15 protein-coding genes are annotated in these 15,539 nt (G+C 59.1%); 3 read left to right on the top strand and 12 right to left on the bottom strand.

The features are described from left to right. The first annotated feature begins 113 nt into the window (after window positions 1-113). Entirely contained in the window at window positions 114-1,388 is a 1,275-nt protein-coding gene (locus tag Q0887_RS10280; RefSeq protein ID WP_299194637.1) for a polysaccharide biosynthesis C-terminal domain-containing protein, read from the top strand. Here Q0887_RS10280 and Q0887_RS10285 read toward each other — a convergent pair. From Q0887_RS10285 to rfbA, 11 genes are read right to left on the bottom strand one after another with little or no spacing between them, the layout of a single operon-like run. Further along, window positions 1,380-1,787, bottom strand: coding sequence for a VOC family protein (locus Q0887_RS10285; protein ID WP_299194640.1), 408 nt, complete (start codon window positions 1,785-1,787; stop codon window positions 1,380-1,382). The genes Q0887_RS10280 and Q0887_RS10285 overlap by 9 nt on opposite strands. Beyond that, window positions 1,784-2,971, bottom strand: a complete 1,188-nt coding sequence (locus Q0887_RS10290) for an acyltransferase (protein ID WP_299194643.1) — start codon at window positions 2,969-2,971, stop codon at window positions 1,784-1,786. The genes Q0887_RS10285 and Q0887_RS10290 overlap by 4 nt, the downstream gene beginning before the upstream one ends. Continuing rightward, the gene (locus Q0887_RS10295; protein WP_299194646.1) at window positions 2,968-4,062 is read right to left on the bottom strand and encodes a hypothetical protein; all 1,095 of its coding nucleotides are present in this window, start codon (window positions 4,060-4,062) and stop codon (window positions 2,968-2,970) included. The genes Q0887_RS10290 and Q0887_RS10295 overlap by 4 nt, the downstream gene beginning before the upstream one ends. Window positions 4,063-4,080: 18 nt before the next feature. After that, on the bottom strand, window positions 4,081-5,640 hold the full coding sequence (locus Q0887_RS10300) for an MBOAT family O-acyltransferase (RefSeq protein WP_299194648.1): 1,560 nt from the start codon (window positions 5,638-5,640) through the stop codon (window positions 4,081-4,083). Between the two features lie 17 nt (window positions 5,641-5,657). After that, complete coding sequence (locus Q0887_RS10305; protein WP_299194652.1) at window positions 5,658-6,590, bottom strand: class I SAM-dependent methyltransferase; 933 nt, start codon at window positions 6,588-6,590, stop codon at window positions 5,658-5,660. Window positions 6,591-6,599: 9 nt separating this feature from the next. Continuing rightward, window positions 6,600-8,522 (bottom strand): HAD-IIIC family phosphatase, encoded by a 1,923-nt coding sequence (locus Q0887_RS10310; protein ID WP_299194655.1) that lies wholly within the window; start codon window positions 8,520-8,522, stop codon window positions 6,600-6,602. 47 nt (window positions 8,523-8,569) lie between these two features. After that, complete coding sequence (locus tag Q0887_RS10315) at window positions 8,570-8,812, bottom strand: acyl carrier protein (protein WP_299194657.1); 243 nt, start codon at window positions 8,810-8,812, stop codon at window positions 8,570-8,572. A 52-nt stretch (window positions 8,813-8,864) separates the two neighbouring features. Next, window positions 8,865-9,923: a dTDP-glucose 4,6-dehydratase gene (rfbB, locus tag Q0887_RS10320; protein ID WP_299194660.1), complete on the bottom strand. Its 1,059-nt coding sequence runs from the start codon at window positions 9,921-9,923 to the stop codon at window positions 8,865-8,867. Further along, window positions 9,916-10,773 carry a dTDP-4-dehydrorhamnose reductase gene (gene rfbD / locus Q0887_RS10325; protein ID WP_299194662.1) on the bottom strand — a complete coding sequence of 286 codons (858 nt, stop codon included), beginning with the start codon at window positions 10,771-10,773 and terminating at the stop codon, window positions 9,916-9,918. The genes rfbB and rfbD overlap by 8 nt, the downstream gene beginning before the upstream one ends. Beyond that, window positions 10,770-11,315: a dTDP-4-dehydrorhamnose 3,5-epimerase gene (rfbC, locus tag Q0887_RS10330; protein ID WP_299194665.1), complete on the bottom strand. Its 546-nt coding sequence runs from the start codon at window positions 11,313-11,315 to the stop codon at window positions 10,770-10,772. The genes rfbD and rfbC overlap by 4 nt, the downstream gene beginning before the upstream one ends. After that, entirely contained in the window at window positions 11,312-12,202 is an 891-nt protein-coding gene (rfbA, locus tag Q0887_RS10335; protein ID WP_299194668.1) for a glucose-1-phosphate thymidylyltransferase RfbA, read from the bottom strand. Before rfbA ends, rfbC begins: the two co-directional genes overlap by 4 nt. Window positions 12,203-12,422: 220 nt before the next feature. Here rfbA and Q0887_RS10340 point away from each other — a divergent pair, with 220 nt between their 5' ends. Both Q0887_RS10340 and Q0887_RS10345 read left to right on the top strand, forming a co-directional pair. After that, window positions 12,423-13,598, top strand: coding sequence for a nucleotidyltransferase family protein (locus tag Q0887_RS10340; RefSeq protein ID WP_299194670.1), 1,176 nt, complete (start codon window positions 12,423-12,425; stop codon window positions 13,596-13,598). After that, window positions 13,595-15,259: an ABC transporter ATP-binding protein gene (locus Q0887_RS10345; RefSeq protein ID WP_299194673.1), complete on the top strand. Its 1,665-nt coding sequence runs from the start codon at window positions 13,595-13,597 to the stop codon at window positions 15,257-15,259. Before Q0887_RS10340 ends, Q0887_RS10345 begins: the two co-directional genes overlap by 4 nt. On the opposite strand, the gene Q0887_RS10350 is transcribed toward Q0887_RS10345, so the two are convergent. Further along, window positions 15,256-15,537 carry a PqqD family peptide modification chaperone gene (locus tag Q0887_RS10350; protein ID WP_299194675.1) on the bottom strand — a complete coding sequence of 94 codons (282 nt, stop codon included), beginning with the start codon at window positions 15,535-15,537 and terminating at the stop codon, window positions 15,256-15,258. The two genes, Q0887_RS10345 and Q0887_RS10350, sit on opposite strands and share 4 nt — an antisense overlap. Window positions 15,538-15,539 lie beyond the last annotated feature (2 nt).

The following is a 15,539-nucleotide window of genomic DNA, read 5'->3' on the forward strand; positions in this document are numbered from 1 at the left end:
CACCGCGCTGTCAGCTAAGACCGCAAGCCTCGGGTTCTTGCAACCCCTTTGTCATAGGTCTTTTGCAAGCGGAACTGTGTAGTTCGACGGCGATTTGGGATAGGCGCAACGATATGAAGGGCAGAATCGGATTTGACCTCGCCGTGGGCCTCGGGCTGCGTGGGCTTGGTGCCGTTTCCGGCTTTGTGCTCTTGTGGCTGATCGCCAAGGTCAATGGCTCCGAGGCGGTCGGAGCCTATCAACTGGGCCTGACGACCGCGACAATGCTTGCGGTGATTTCGGTTGCAGGCCTCGACTTCCTTATCATCCGTGAAGCAGCGGTCATTGTTCGGCGGGGCACGATCGGCGACCTGCGCGAGACGTTTACCAAAGGTCGGCGATTTATCCTGTGCAGCGGGACCGCTTGTGCTCTCCTCATGCTCGTTGGCGGGCTATCGATATACGCTCTAGCTGACGCGCCCAACCCGCTCCTCTATATCATTCTTGCGTTCTCGCCTGCGGTTCTGCTGCTTGCCCTTTTGCGTCACAGCAATGCCTTGCTTCGCAGTCAGGGGAGCGTGTTGTTGTCACAATCGCTGGAAGGCGTGCTTTATACCAGCATTGCTGCCGGAGTGATTGCGGTCTTGTGGCTTGCAAATTCGGACGTCGAGCCGATTGCTCTACCGCTGGCATATCTGGCGGGACTAGCGCTGGCGACCGGTATCAGTCTGTTCGCTGCCAGACGGCTTTCCCGCAATTGGGGGGAAGGAACTGCGCAGATCGATATCCCGACAGGTCTGCGCGTAACCGGCGCGCCAATTCTCATGACCTCCGGCGAGTGGCTGACGCTATTGGCAATCGGGGCCATCGCGGGCCTCTCCGATGCAGGGATCTACCGGACCGCCTTCATGTTCTGCCTGCTATTCCAGCTGGTGAACGCATCGTTTTCGACCATGGCGGGACCACATATTGCAAAGGCCAGCGCGGCTGGTGACCGGGCGGGAGTGATGGGCATTACGCACAAGGTCGGATTGATCGGACTGGTCATGGTTGCCCCGCTCGCCGCACTTTGCTTGGTCCTGCCGGAGCTATTGCTTGGCCTGTTTGGCGAAGAGTTCATAGCTGGCGCATTGGCACTCCAAATTCTCGCAGCAGCTCAGACAATCAACGTTGTATTCGGCCCAGTTGGCGCAGCGCTCATAATGGTAGGGCGCGAAAGGCAATTACTGAAGATCGAGGTGGCCGCAACTTCGCTTGCAGTCATTCTGGCCCTCGCCCTGATCCCTGTGTTGGGTTTTCTTGGTGCTGCGATAGGCTTCGCGTGCGCGACCATCCTCAGGAACGCCGCGTCGCGCTTCATTCTCAGTCGCTGGCATCCAACGCCGCAGCCGCACGAAGCATCAGCCTAGTTCCTGCACCAGTTCGATCTGTATCCCTCGGGTCGCGACAGGATGGATGAAATTGCACAGGAAATTACCTGCACCTTTGATCGGCTCGGGCTCCAGCAATTGCAGGTCATTCTTCTCACACCACGTTTGCGCGTCGGCAAAATCGTCGATCGCATAGGCAAAGTGGTGAACGCCGCCCACGCCCTTATTAAACTTGGTGAGCGGGCCACCGTCAGCAACCACCAGCTCTATTGCGGCACCGGTTTCGGGCTTGGTAAAGATGCACCAGCACTGCCACGGAGCGACATAGCCGCGGTAATCTTCAGCAAGGCCAAAGCTTTCCATATGGCGCTCTGCGTCTTCAATCGAAGGCAGCACAATGCCGACATGGTGCAGTGTATAGTTCGAAAACAAGCTCATGAGTTTCCAGCCGCCCGGTTCTGTTGAACCATACCTTGCGATGCCGCGATAATGGCGGCGCGCGCTGGCACTTCTACGAATTTGTAGCTGATCCAAGAAATCAAAGTGATGAAAGCAAGCACCCCGAAAATCATCGCAATGCCGCCAAGCGAACCAACATCGCCTCTTCCCGCAAGCATAATATCAAACGCAACCACGCCGATGGGAAAGTGCCAGAGATAGACCGAATAGGATATCTCGCCGAGCAGCACAGGGAACGGCTGGCATAGCAGCGCGAGCCCTCCATGCCGTTCCATATCGGCCGCGAGAAACACGATCCCAGCAAGGCACAGCACGATTACGACATAGGGTGCAGCCAGCAGCGTTGCGGCGATCAACGCGATGACCGCTCCCGCCAACGCAATTGGCGAGCCGCGTGCGCCTAGACTGCGGGTTTCGCCGAGCCGGTAAAGCGCAATCCCAAGCGCGAACGTAGGAACGATCCGCAAGGCACCGAGATTCCATGTCGCCTGGAGCAGCGAGTTCCCCGTTGCCACGCCATTTGCCGCTTCCAGGCCAACCAGCGCAACAATACACAAGGCTGTCAGCAACACCGGTCGATTGAGCAGTGGACTAAAGAACAGGACGAAGACCGGGAAGAGCAGGTAGGCGAACCATTCTGCGCTGATCGACCAGCTCGGCAGGTTAAACAGCAGGTCCGGCGTCGCGCCCCAGGCATGGATCAGCGTCAGATTCGCAAACAGCGCACGAATGATCGCTCCGCTTTCCAGCTCGGTCCAAGCGCCAAGGTTCCAAAGCGTGTAGTTCCAGCCGAGCGCAATTCCGATGAGTGAAATTCCAATCGTGAAGACCAATGTCACGATATGGAGCGGGTAAATTCGCCCGATCCTGCGCACGAGGAAACTCCAGTAGTCAAACCGCCGCGCACGGATTTTGGGCAGGTAAACATGCGCCAGAACGAAACCCGATAATACGAAGAAGAAATCGACCCCAAGAAAACCGTAACGCGTCAAGTTGGATTGCTGGAGGGCTGTCTCGGGGAAAAATTCCTTGAAGTGAAAAAAGAGCACCCATGCCGCCGCGAGATAACGAAGACTAGTGAGCGAGTGGATCACCGTAGGCAGCGGTTTCACACTGCTTGCTCCCACCGTGGCTGCGGGTTCGTGATCTGCTTCATTCTTCAACACAGGCTCACCTTTTCCCGATCTTCGACGCTATCTTCACTCTCGCCTAGTGCCATAAGCCGCGCAAGCGTATCGCCCAACATCAGGCTCAACTGGCGCGCACCCGAAGCGTTGAGGTGCCCGTAATCGGAATACAGCCCGGCATCTGCAGCAATGCACTCAACGGTCAGGACTGTGCCGATTTCGGTGTAGAATTGCTCTTCGCGCAGCGGATCGGGATTCTCGAAGATCGGCATGTAGAGAAACATGACCTGCGCCCCGTTCGCTTGGGCCAGATCGGCGATTGCACGCGTGTAATGATGCTCGATTGCGAACTCACGGTCTGCGAGAATTTCAGGCAGAACCGGCGGCGTGATCGAGCGAACCCGTTCTTCGGCAAACGGGCGCAGCAGCTCGGCGGCATAGACGCTGTCCTTGTCTATGAAACCACCGGTTGGCGATTGGTAACTGACCGTCGTGTCGTAATCGGTGCCGTAATAGCCCTCTTGGTCAAAGCCACTCAGCCCAAATGCTCCGGGTGCGAGCGATTGCACAAACAGCGACATCTGCCGGAACGGGATGAAGGCGAGGTCATCGCCATATCCACGATTGATCAGGACCGGGGCGGCCAAAACATCGCCAGCATCGGCGATGTTGCGAAATGCCGGATGCCCGTCACGCGGCATGGCTTCGATGGCAGATAGGATAACCATATCCACGTCATCGCGGTGCGCGAACAGCTCGCGCGCGACAGAATAATGCGCGTTGCGCCCCTCTTGCGGCAGGCTGAGATTGGCAACCCGGACGGGACGGCCCAGCTGCTCGCTCAGACGCTCTTGGAGGACCGGTGCAGACACCGCCGATTGAAGCCGTGAATTGCCGATAACCGCAACGTCAATCGGTGTGTCATCAAACGCGATCCGCTCATAGGCCCAGATCGAGCGGAAATGCAGAGTTTCGGACAATTGCTGATACCGGATATAGCGATCATGCGGCAGCAGCATTGTCAGCAGCGCCAGCCCGACAAAACCCAGCAAAACCACAGCGAGCAACAACCATGGTCGCTCCCGTGTCATTGGCCTTTCCGGCTGGGTGGCTTCGATCTGTGTCACGTATTAGAGCCTTGCGGGTCAGAAGTTGAAGTAGATGAATTCGGTCGTTCCGCGCATGATGAAAGCGACCGCCAGAAACAATGCAAGCGCCGTGATGAGCGCCCAGCCAACGGTGGTGTTCCATTGGATCACAACCGGGCTCTTCGCGCGCTGCGACCAGTCCGCTTCCCAGTCCAGCACCGGCTCAAAGCGCCCCATGATCTCATGCGAGTTGGGCAGGAGAAACACGATCAGATAGGCGCACAGCGTGAAGAGGATCGCCGCTTCGATGCCGAAAGGCCATGCCTCGGGAATGACCAGCCAGCCCGACCCGCCGAAAGCTCCTGCAAATAGCGCCCACATATCTGCCGGACCCTGCGCGCCGAATGGCAGGATCGAGAGAACGAACGACAGCAGGGTCGCAGCCCTCGCCACCGGATCTCGCCAAATCGGCGGGCCTCCTTGCGCTTTCCTGCGTGCTTTGCGGGCCTTCTTGCGAATGGCAGCCCAAACCTCGTTCACCGACATATAGGCGCCGTGCATCAGGCCGAAGACCACGAACGTCCACCCAGCCCCGTGCCACACGCCGATGATAAGCATCGAAAGCATCGTGGGCACGACCACAGCGAGCGCGAGAGTTCCATACTTACCCAGCCCGCGCTGCGCCGCCAACCGCGCGCAAGGCACTGCCACCGGCTGGAAGATATAGAGCTGTACCCATCGGCCGAGCGTGACGTGCCAGCGCCGCCAGATCTCGACCACGCTCTTAGATCGAAGCGGCGAAAGGAAATTGAGCGGCAGGATAATGCCAAACATCCGCGCCGTTCCGATCGCCATGTCGGAATAGCCCGAAAAGTCGAAATAAACCTGTCCGGTATAGGCGAATGCGGCGATCCACGTGTCGACAAAACCGACCTCCCCGCCATCGCGCGCTGCGGCAAAAACCGGCTGCGCGTAAAGCGCCAGCGTGTCGGCAATCACCGTCTTCTTGAACAGGCCGATGGCGAAGATAGCGAGGCCGATCAGGATGTTGCGTCCAACCTCTCCCCATACCGGATTGCGGCGATGTTGCTCTATGACTTCGCCAAACTGGACAATCGGACCGGCGAGCAGTTGCGGGAAGAACAGCACGAAACTGGCAAAGTCGATGGGGCCGGCTGCCTTGATCCGTCCCCGACTGACATCGACGAGATAGCCGATTTGCTGGAACGTGAAGAACGAAATGCCCAAAGGCAAGAGGATTTGCTCGATCCCGAAATCGGCGCCGAACGCAGCCCCAAGAGCCTCGGCGAGGAAGTTGAAATACTTAAAATATCCCAGCAGCGCGACATTAGCGATCACGGCCAGCGCGACGACTGCTCCCCTTGCCCTGCCCGACCCATCAAGCTGCGCGATCAGCTTTCCGGCGGCGAAGTTGATCGCCACCGATACCACCAGCAACGGCACGAATTGCGGGCCAGCAAAAGCGTAGAATACGAGCGTCGCTGCGATCAGGAATACGCGCCGCAGCATCGCCAGCGGCGACAGAGCGAGCACATAATATCCGGCCAGCACCGCTGGAAGGAACAGAAAGATAAAGTTGATCGAGTTGAACAGCATTTGCCCGCCAATTCAGTCTAGCGAGGCTCGGCGATGATCGAGCAAGTGACCGCAGTCTTGCGCTTCAGAGCGCGCGGCAATGTTGCCGCCTGCGTCGTATGCGAGGCAATCTCAAGCACGCGAAACCCGCCTTCTTCGACCATCTTCACCGCATCATCGGGATCGGTCAGCAGCTGGATATGATCCGGCATCGGCGCGTTAAGAGGGACGTTGACGAACAGATAGCCGCCCTTTGCCACCGCGTTGCGGATTTTCTGCAATGCATCGACCGGCTGCTCCAGATGTTCGAGCAGATGCGACAGGATAATGAGGTCAAACTGCTCGCCGCCCGCTTCGACATTGTGCATGTCCTGGATCGCGTAACGCGCCCGGTCACCCATGCCCAACTGGCCAAGCGCGGCCTTCGTCTGGTCGAGCGAAACCGGGCTGATGTCCCAAGCGACCGCCTCACTCATACCCAGCTCAGTCAGTGCAAGATAGATTAGCAGACCGTGGCCCGAACCCACTTCCATCATCTTGCCGCCCGGCTTCACTCGCGCAGCAAGCCTGCCGAGGAAGAAGTGTAGGCTGGACAGATGCATGTACCACAGGACGTGGCTGAACATCAGACCATGCATGTATCGCTGCATGAATTCGTCATCCGAATAGACGTGGCGGTTCGTCTCTTCGAATGTTGAGTAGCGATAGGCGTCAGTGCGCGCGAAGTTGAACTCTTCCTCGCGGATGACATCGCAAAGCCAGCGATAATCCTGCGCGGCCTGATCAGCATGATCGCCGGCAAGCTCGAGGATCACTTTCGCAACGGCATCGCTGGTGTCGAGCAGAGCGGGCGTCCGCACCGCATAGCTCTTTTCCAGATAGTCGGCATGTTCGGGCCACGTGCCGGTCACCAGCTGCGTAAGCCGCGCCAAATGGGGCCGTGAAGCCAACATGTTAACCAGTTCCGGCATCAGAGCCCCTTATTCAGCCGCGCCAATCAGGTCGTCAGCCTGCTCGATTTCCATCGGCAGGTCCACAGCTGCATAACTATCCAGATCAAGCGCCCAGCGGGTGCCGCCATCGGGCAGATCGGAGACGAAATCAAACCCGAGTTTCTCGAAATGCTTTTCGACCAGGCCATTTTTGGGCGTAGGCAGCCAGTCGCCGACGAGTTTTGATGCCCCGTCAGCACGGGCCGCTTTGACCACTGTCGCCAGCACAGCCTCTTCGACCCGACGACCCAGAACACGGCAGCTCATCAGCCACGAGTCGCAAATCCATACCGCATTCTGTTTCTTGAAAATGATGACAGAAATCATGCCATTATCGCCAAAGCGGTCCGTCAGACGGACTTGCAAGGTGAAGGTGTCTGCGTCGGTCTCGAATGCCGCCACTTCGGCTTCGGTATAGCGCCGGGTGGTAAGGTTGAACTGGTTCGACTTGTTGATCAGTTGCGCGGTGCGCGCGCGGCCCAGCGCATCGAATGGTCGCAGCGAGCAAACCATATCGAGCGAACGCAGATAGTCGTCCATATTGCCAATCTTCTGCATCTCGCTCGCTCGCGCAGCGTTGGCCTGATACATCTCGGCGCGCTTGCGATCTTCGTCGCCGAAGGAAACGGCCTCGAAATAGCCAGCGGCTGAAAGCAGCGGGACATATTGCGCAGGGTCCGCGCCTACTTCGGGCACGGCGACTTCGGGGAGTTCCTGCCGCACCCGCTCGCGTTCGGCCGGATTGTCGTCGAGGAATACCAGTGCGTCCGTGCCGATATTCAGCACCTTGGCAATGTGCTGAAGGTTGCTCGCCTTGTCGGTCCAATTTGCGATGAAGACCGCTATATCGTCTTCGCCCAGCACCATCTCCTCGTGATGCTGGAATGGCAGACGGGCGTTCGCATCTTCATTCTTGGAACACACCGCAAGGATGATCCCGCGCGTCCGCAGATGTTTGGCGTATTGCTGGATCGCAACATAGGCCTCGCCCGTGCCGGTCCCTTGCCCAAGCGCAATGCCTTCAACGCCGTCGTCGCCGATCACCCCGCCCCACAACGTATTGTCTAGGTCAAGCACCAGGCACTTGCGCGAAAGGCCGCGAACTGCGGCGAGCAGCCGGCACAAATGGTCAGCTGCCAGCGGTATGGCATCGAGCGCGAAGGGCACTTTCGCGTCGTGCCAGCGCGCAGGATCGTGCCAGTCGCTCAGGCCAATTGTCTCGGCAAGCGCAGCAAGGTCGAAGAACAAATCTCCGGGCGCGAGCGCCTCTGCAAGCCGGGCGTTGAATTGCTGCACCATCCAGCGAACCGAACCTGGCTGGCACGCATCGAAACCGCCGAAGAGAGGGCTCGCGGGCACGGGAAGGCTCTGCAGGATCACGCCGACACCCGCATTGGCATGGGCTGCATCGCGCAGCGACAACGCATAGTCGAGCGCCGACTGCACCGCCTTCTCGCCGCCCTGAGCATCCAGTCGCGGTTGGGCGATACCCAAGGCGGATGGATCAAAGGCAAGATAGACCAGATCAGGCTTGAACTCGAAAAGCGCCGAAGTCGGATCGAGCACCGCCTGCGCAGTTTGCCCGTAGTCGGTGACAAAGGTGTCGATCAGCAGGCCATGGCGCAAGCCGGTCCCGGCGAGTGCATCGACCAAAAAATCGACCGTGTGCGTCCCGGCGATCGCGAGGCGTAAGCTGCGCAAGCCACTGGCGGCCAGATCTTCCCGCCGTTTTCCCGCCGCTTTACCCAGCTGGCCGAGTTGATTCAGGTCCAGATCGAAACGGCCAAGGGCGCGCAGCTGAGCAACGTCGCTCTGTGGATCGCTCCGCAGCGCTTTAAGCTGCGCGCGAAAATCCTCAGGCGGCTCCAGCAGCCACGAAAGCGCAAATGGTCCGGCTGGTGATTGGCTCATGCCTCAAAAGGCCCCGTTCTTGCTCTGGCGGCGCAGTCTCGGCGGCTTCAACCCTGTTTGGACAGGATCAAGTCCACCATCTGGCCGACATTTTCGAGATCGGCAATCTCGCTATTGCTGAAACGGATGCCGAATTCCTTTTCGATTCCAACGACAAAGCGAATGTTCGAAAGGCTGTCCCATTCCTCGATATCGGCAGCGGTCATAGAGTCATCATAGGTCAGATCGTCTTCGTCAAAGACGTCTTCCATGAGCTCCACAACCTTGGAGGCGATTTCGCTACGGGTCATTTTCAATCCTTATGTTGCAGCGCAGCGGCGATCACGCTTTGCCCCACCTTTGTCAAGCCTCGCGCGTCAGCAGCGGCCGCCACCAATCTTCGTTGTCGAGATACCAGCGCAATGTCTGACGCAGCCCTTCGTCAAAGCCATGCGCGGCTGAATAGCCCAGCTCGCCGCGCGCCTTCGTTTCGTCGATGGCGTAGCGGCGATCATGTCCGGCGCGATCAGTGACGAATGTCTTGAGGCTGTCGCTCTTGCCGCCCTTCGCTGCGGGAGCGTCGGGGTAGCGTTCAGCCAGGCCCGCGACCTCTTCGAATGCCCGATCAACCTCGCGGCAGATCGCGTCGATCACTTCCATGTTGGGCAGCTCCGCACCGCCGCCGATATTGTAGGTTTCGCCCGGCTGGCCCTTGGTCAGGCACGCCTCGATCCCGCAGCAGTGATCCTCGACATGCAGCCAGTCGCGAACATTCATCCCGTCGCCATAGATCGGCAGCGGCTTGCCCGACAGCGCGTTGAGGAAGAAAAGCGGGATCAATTTCTCGGGATATTGATAGGGGCCGTAATTGTTCGAACAATTGCTGGTCGTCACCTCGAGCCCATAAGTGTGGTGGTAAGCGCGCACGAGGTGATCGGACGCCGCCTTCGACGCGGAATAGGGCGAGTTGGGCGCATAGGGCGTCGTCTCGCTGAAGGCGGGATCATCATTGCCGAGCGATCCGAACACTTCATCGGTCGAGATATGGTGAAAGCGGTGCTCTTTGCCATCACCGTCGAGCCAGACACTGCGCGCCGCTTTGAGGAGCGAGTTGGTGCCGAGGATATTGGTGTCGATGAAAGCATCCGGCCCACTGATCGAGCGGTCGACATGGCTTTCAGCAGCGAAGTGAACAATCGTCGCGATATCCCGTTCGCGCAACAATTGCTCCACCAGCCCCTGATCACGGATATCGCCTTCAACCAGATCGGCATTGGTCGCGCCAGCGATGGTCGAACGATTGCCTGCATAAGTGAGCGCATCCAGCACGACCACATGATCCTCAGGATTGCGCGCATTCCAGAAATGCACGAAATTGCCGCCGATAAATCCGGCACCTCCGGTAACAAGAATGTTAGCCAAGGCTCGCTTCCTCCTTGAGCATGGTTCGTAGGTTCTCGCGCCAGTGGACCGGCGCATCGCCGATCAGCCTCCGCGTTGCACTGCAATCGAGCAGCGAGAAGGATGGGCGCCGGGCGGGGGTTGGATATTCAGCCGAAGTGATCGGCCGGATTTTCGGCGGGCTCTGGATCAAACCGAGTGCATGAGCCTCCTCAGCGATGGCAACTGCGAAGTCGTACCAGCTCGCAACGCCCGCATCGCTGTGATGGAAAGTGCCCTGCGCGCCTTTATCGACCAAACCCCAGATCGTGCGCGCCAATCCAGTCGCCCAGGTTGGTGAGCCGATCTGGTCAGACACGATAGAAAGCTCGTCGCGCTCGTTCATCAGGCGGATCATGGTGCGCACAAAGTTCGCCCCGCCCGCTTCGTAAACCCAGGCTGTCCGGACAAGCAGATCGGTTTCGCGCAAGTGGTCCTCGCCTTCGGCTTTGGTGCGACCATAGGCCGATAGCGGTGCGCGCTTGGCATCAGGCGCGTAGGCCTTCGCCGAGCTTCCATCGAAAACGAAGTCGGTCGAGACGTGCACGAGTTTGCCGCCCGAGCGTTCCATCGCTTTTGCCATCACCGCAACGGCCTGCGAATTGATCGCCCGTGCAAGGTCTTCGTCTTCCTCGGCTTTGTCGACCGCGGTGTAGGCGGCAGCGTTGAGGATCAAATCAGGCGCGTCAGCCTCGATGCGTGCGCTCAGTATGGCGCTCTCGGTCAGATCGACGTCGTCGATATCAATTGCGCTGATGACGGCATCACCGGGAGCGGTACGTTGCAACGCCCCGCCCAATTGACCCTTCGCGCCGGTGATGAGGACTTTCATGCGAACGCCGCCACATCGGCGAGAGCCTGACCATCGGCGTCCTTCTCCGAAATGATCGGATCCAGACCCTCGACCGGCCATTCGATCCCTACCGCAGGATCGTCCCAGGCCAGCGTATGCTCGGATTGCGGGGCATAGGGCGCGGTGCATTTGTAGAGGAAATCGGTGTCATCCTCGAGCGTCAGAAAGCCATGCGCAAAGCCTTCGGGCACCCAGAACATGCGTTTGTTCGCGGCTGACAGTTCAACGCCCACCCACTTGCCAAAATGCTCCGACGTCCGGCGCAGATCCACAGCGACATCGAACACCGCGCCATTGGCGACGCGTACCAGCTTGCCCTGCGGCCCCGGATTTTGAAAATGCAGCCCGCGCAGCACACCCTTTTGCGAGTGGCTGTGATTGTCCTGCACGAATGTCAGGTTCAGCCCCGCTTCGGCAAAAGCGCCCGCGTTCCAAGTTTCCATGAAAAAACCGCGTTCATCGCCGAACACACGCGGTTCGATAATGAGCGGGCCGGGAATAGCGGTTTCGACGATATTCAAGGTAGCACCGGTCGCTCAAGCAGTTGGAGCAAATATTCGCCATAACCCGATTTCCGCAGCGGCTCGGCAATGCGCGCAAGTTCTGCATCATTGATGAAGCCCTGACGCCAGGCAATCTCTTCGGGGCACGCGATCTTGAGGCCCTGCCGCTCTTCGGTGATACGCACATAGGTCGCCGCGTCGAGCAGCGAGGAATGCGTGCCAGTGTCGAGCCAGGCAAAGCCGCGTCCCATGATCTCAACCGCCATCGAACCTTCGTCGAGGTAAAGCCGGTTGAGGTCGGTTATCTCCAACTCGCCGCGCGGCGAAGGAGCAAGGTCACGGGCGCGCTCGACAACCGTATCGTCGTAGAAATAGAGGCCGGTCACGGCATAGTTCGATTTGGGCTGCGCAGGCTTCTCCTCAATCGAGACCGCTTTGCCGCCGCCATCAAACTCGACCACACCAAACGCTTCAGGATTGTTGACGCGGTATGCGAACACGCTCGCGCCCTCGCCGCGTGCATTGGCGCTTTGAAGCAAATCCGGCAGGCCGTGGCCGTAGAAGATATTATCGCCAAGGATCAGCGCGCTCGGCCCGCCGCGCACAAAATCGGCACCAATATGGAAAGCCTGCGCCAGACCTTCAGGGCGCGGCTGCACGGCGTAGCTGAGATTGACGCCAAAATCGCTGCCGTCACCCAGAACGCGCTCGAACTGCTCGGCATCCTCGGGCGTCGTGATGACGAGGATGTCCTGAATTCCGGCAAGCATCAGCGTGCTGAGCGGATAATAGATCATCGGCTTGTCGAAGATTGGCATAAGCTGCTTGGAAACGCCGCGCGTCAGCGGGTAAAGCCGCGTGCCCGAACCCCCGGCAAGGATGATGCCTTTGCGTGGTTGAGACACGTAATCTGTTCCTGAATAGCCCTGCTCATTCATCGATGCGCGCATTGCAGTATGGCCCCGAGGGGTCAATGGCTAATATCTCGCTGCTTCCAGCCTAGACTTGTAGCGGCCTGCCCACTGGCCAAACGAGCGTTATTGGCGCATGGATCGGAGTGAAAGCTCACAAGCGGGCACGGCGGCAATGGCCGTTTGACGGGTCGGGGAAAACAACGCCAATTCTATGGTCGATACAGCTTCGATAGATACGTTTCTGACGAGCAGCTTGCGCGCCATTCGCAGCGGGCAAGCGGCGGTCTGGCCTGAATCAGAGGCGGGCGACTGGCAATCGCGTGAAGCGCTCACTGAAATATGGGCGCGGATCGAGTATCATGGGATCGTCATGCTCCTCCATCCAGCCCGTGAGCATCTGCAAAATTGGCCTGAGAAAATGACCAGCCGTATCGCCGAAGAAGCCCGGCTGGTCGGATTGTGGGAAGTCACGCACGCCGCCGCGTTGTCGCGGCTGGTCGATGCGCTCGCGCAAGCGGACATCGAGGCTGTGCTGATGAAAGGCACTGCGCTTGCCTATTCCGTCTATGAAGAGCCTGCTGCTCGGCGACGGGGCGACAGCGATCTGCTGGTCCGACCCTCCGATCTGGAGCGGGTGCGCGAGGTATTTGAAGAGTGCGGCTGGCACCGTGATGCCCAAACGCATGGGGTCAATTATCAAGAGGGTTGGCTTTACGTGTCAGCCGCTCATTTTGAACATTCGGTGGACCTTCACTGGGAACCATCAGATCGCGCGGTTCTGCAAAAAGTGCTGAAGCCGGACGACTTTTTCGATCACAAGCGCCCGCTCCCCCGATTGGCGCAGAAGGCTTGGCGCGCTGACCCGGCGCTCACATTGATTCACGAAACGATCAACCAGAAATGGCACGAGGCGCATGGATATTGGACCGAGCATGGCAACATCCGGGGCGCGCGGCGATTGATCTGGTCGCTCGATTTTGATCTGTTGGCAGGCGTGATGGAAGAAGCGGATTGGCGGCGCCTTTATGCGCTGTGTCAGGAACGCGGGATTGGCCCACTGGTAGCCGGAGCGCTAAGGGCAGCATCAAGCGATCTTGGCACGAACCTCTCTGAGGCCCATGTCGTGCAGTTGGAGAGACTGGAATTGCGAGCAGAGATTGCTGCCTTTCTCGGGGCTACCGACAATCTAACCGAATTCTGGCTCAATTTGCGGTCGGCTCCTGATTGGGGTGAGCGCGCGCGCATGATCCACAAAAGAGGGTTTCCGCCGCGCGACTATCTAGTGTCCAAATATCCGGGCCAGAGCGCTTGGCCAACGTTGCTCTTGCAAGGGCGCCTGCTGACCGAGACCGCACTCCGGATTGCGCGCAAGGTGATCGTGCGATGAGTGCGCGTTTCTGGATCAGTTGGGCGAAAAGGTTTCGTTGGCAGCTTGCCCTGATCAGCGCGCTGACCATGCTGAGCTCGCTCGCAACCCTCGCAGTGCCATGGCTGGCCGCGCAGGTGCTTGGCGATGTCTTTGGCGGTGACGGGGCAGAGCTCGATGTCTCGCATACGCTGGGGCTGCTGGTTGCCGCTTTGGTTGTCATGGCCGCGCTAACCATCGCCGCGACAATCGTATCGCAGATCGCATCCACTCGCATTCTGACCGAGCTGCGCAAACAGATTTACGGCCATGTCCAGATGATGCCGATCGGCTTTCACGACGATGCGAGACGCGGCGATGTGCTCGCGCTGACATCATACGAGGTCGGAAATCTGAGCGATTTTCTCGCCGACACACTCGCCAACGCGCCTGCAATGATCCTTACTGCGCTGGGGGCTGTGATCGTGCTGTTCTGGCTTGATTCCACGCTTGCGTTGATCGTGCCGCTCTTGATCCCCGTCTTCTTCGTGATGATGAAGCTCGCCGGGCGGCGCTTGCGCGCGGTATCCGGTAAAGTTCGCGCGGCGGAAGTGGAACTGATCGCAATCGCCGAGCGTGATCTGGAGATGCTTCCTGCGATCAAGGCCTTTGCAACCGAGGAATTTTACCGCGATGGCTTTGCGCAGGCGGCCGAGAACTCGCGCAGCCTTGCGGTTGGGCAAGCCAAGCTCAACGCCATCATCGGCCCCACAGTAGCGTTGCTTGCCGCGCTCGCCGCGATCGCGGTACTAACATTCGCAAGCGGACAGTTGGCTGCCGGAGAAAGCACTCCTGCCGAGCTCTTCGCCTTCCTCCTTTACGCCGCACTTCTCACCCGCCCGGTCGGAGCGCTCGCCAACATGTATGGCGCCTACCAAATGGCGCGCGGCACCTTGGCACGGCTCGAAGATGTTCTCTCGCTCACGCCCGAACCGGGATATGCTGAGGGCGCGGCGCTGACCAGGGTTGATGGCGCAATTCGCTTGGATAGTGTCGGGTTCGCCTATCCGGGTAGGCCAGCGGTCTTCACCGACCTTAATCTCGATATTGAAGCAGGAGAAATCGTCGCTCTGACCGGCGAGAACGGTGTCGGAAAATCGACGCTCGTGCGATTGTTGATGCGGTTTTACGAGCCGAATAGCGGGACGATCAGTCTTGACCAAACCGACATTACCGATCTGCAAGTTCAGGATCTGCGCCGCCAGTTTGGGTATGTTCCGCAGCGCGCTCTGCTGTTCAACGGCACAATCGCAGACAATATCGCTTTTGGCCAAGGTCCGGCGAGCTCCCGCGGCGACATCGAAGACGCGGCGCGGATGGCGCAGGCCGAGGAGTTTGTCGCGCAATTGCCCAACGGGCTCGACACCGAAATCGGCGATCACGGCGTGCGCCTGTCGGGCGGGCAGCGCCAGCGCATTGCCCTCGCCCGTGCGCTCTACCGCAATCCGCCGATCTACATCCTGGACGAAGCGACCAGCATGTATGATCTGGAGAGCGAGGCTGCCTTTGTTGAGAATTGCATTCAGGCGCTCAAAGGCCGCACGGTCATCATCATCACCCACCGTCCCGCAAGTCTGGCTCTGGCAGACCGGGTGCTGAAACTGGGGCCAAGCGGTGTGAGCGAGATTAGCCGAAAGGGCTAATCGACCTTTGCGAAGATCAACCCCTGCTCGCCGAGCGAGGTCGCAAGTGCGAGCATATCAGCCTCGATAGCGACACGTGGTGCGTCGAATTCAGTTTCGATGGTTTCGCACAGATCACCGAGGGAAAGCGGTCCCTCGGTAAGCAATTCCCAGATACGTCCGCCCACCTTGTCGAGGCCGAAATACTGGCCGCTCGCCAGATCAAGCAGCACCATCTCACCGCCGACTTCCTGTGCGACGACATCCTTCGAGGCAGTGACGACTGTACTCAATTGCATTG

The organism is uncultured Erythrobacter sp., from assembly GCF_947492365.1.
GTDB lineage: Bacteria > Pseudomonadota > Alphaproteobacteria > Sphingomonadales > Sphingomonadaceae > Erythrobacter.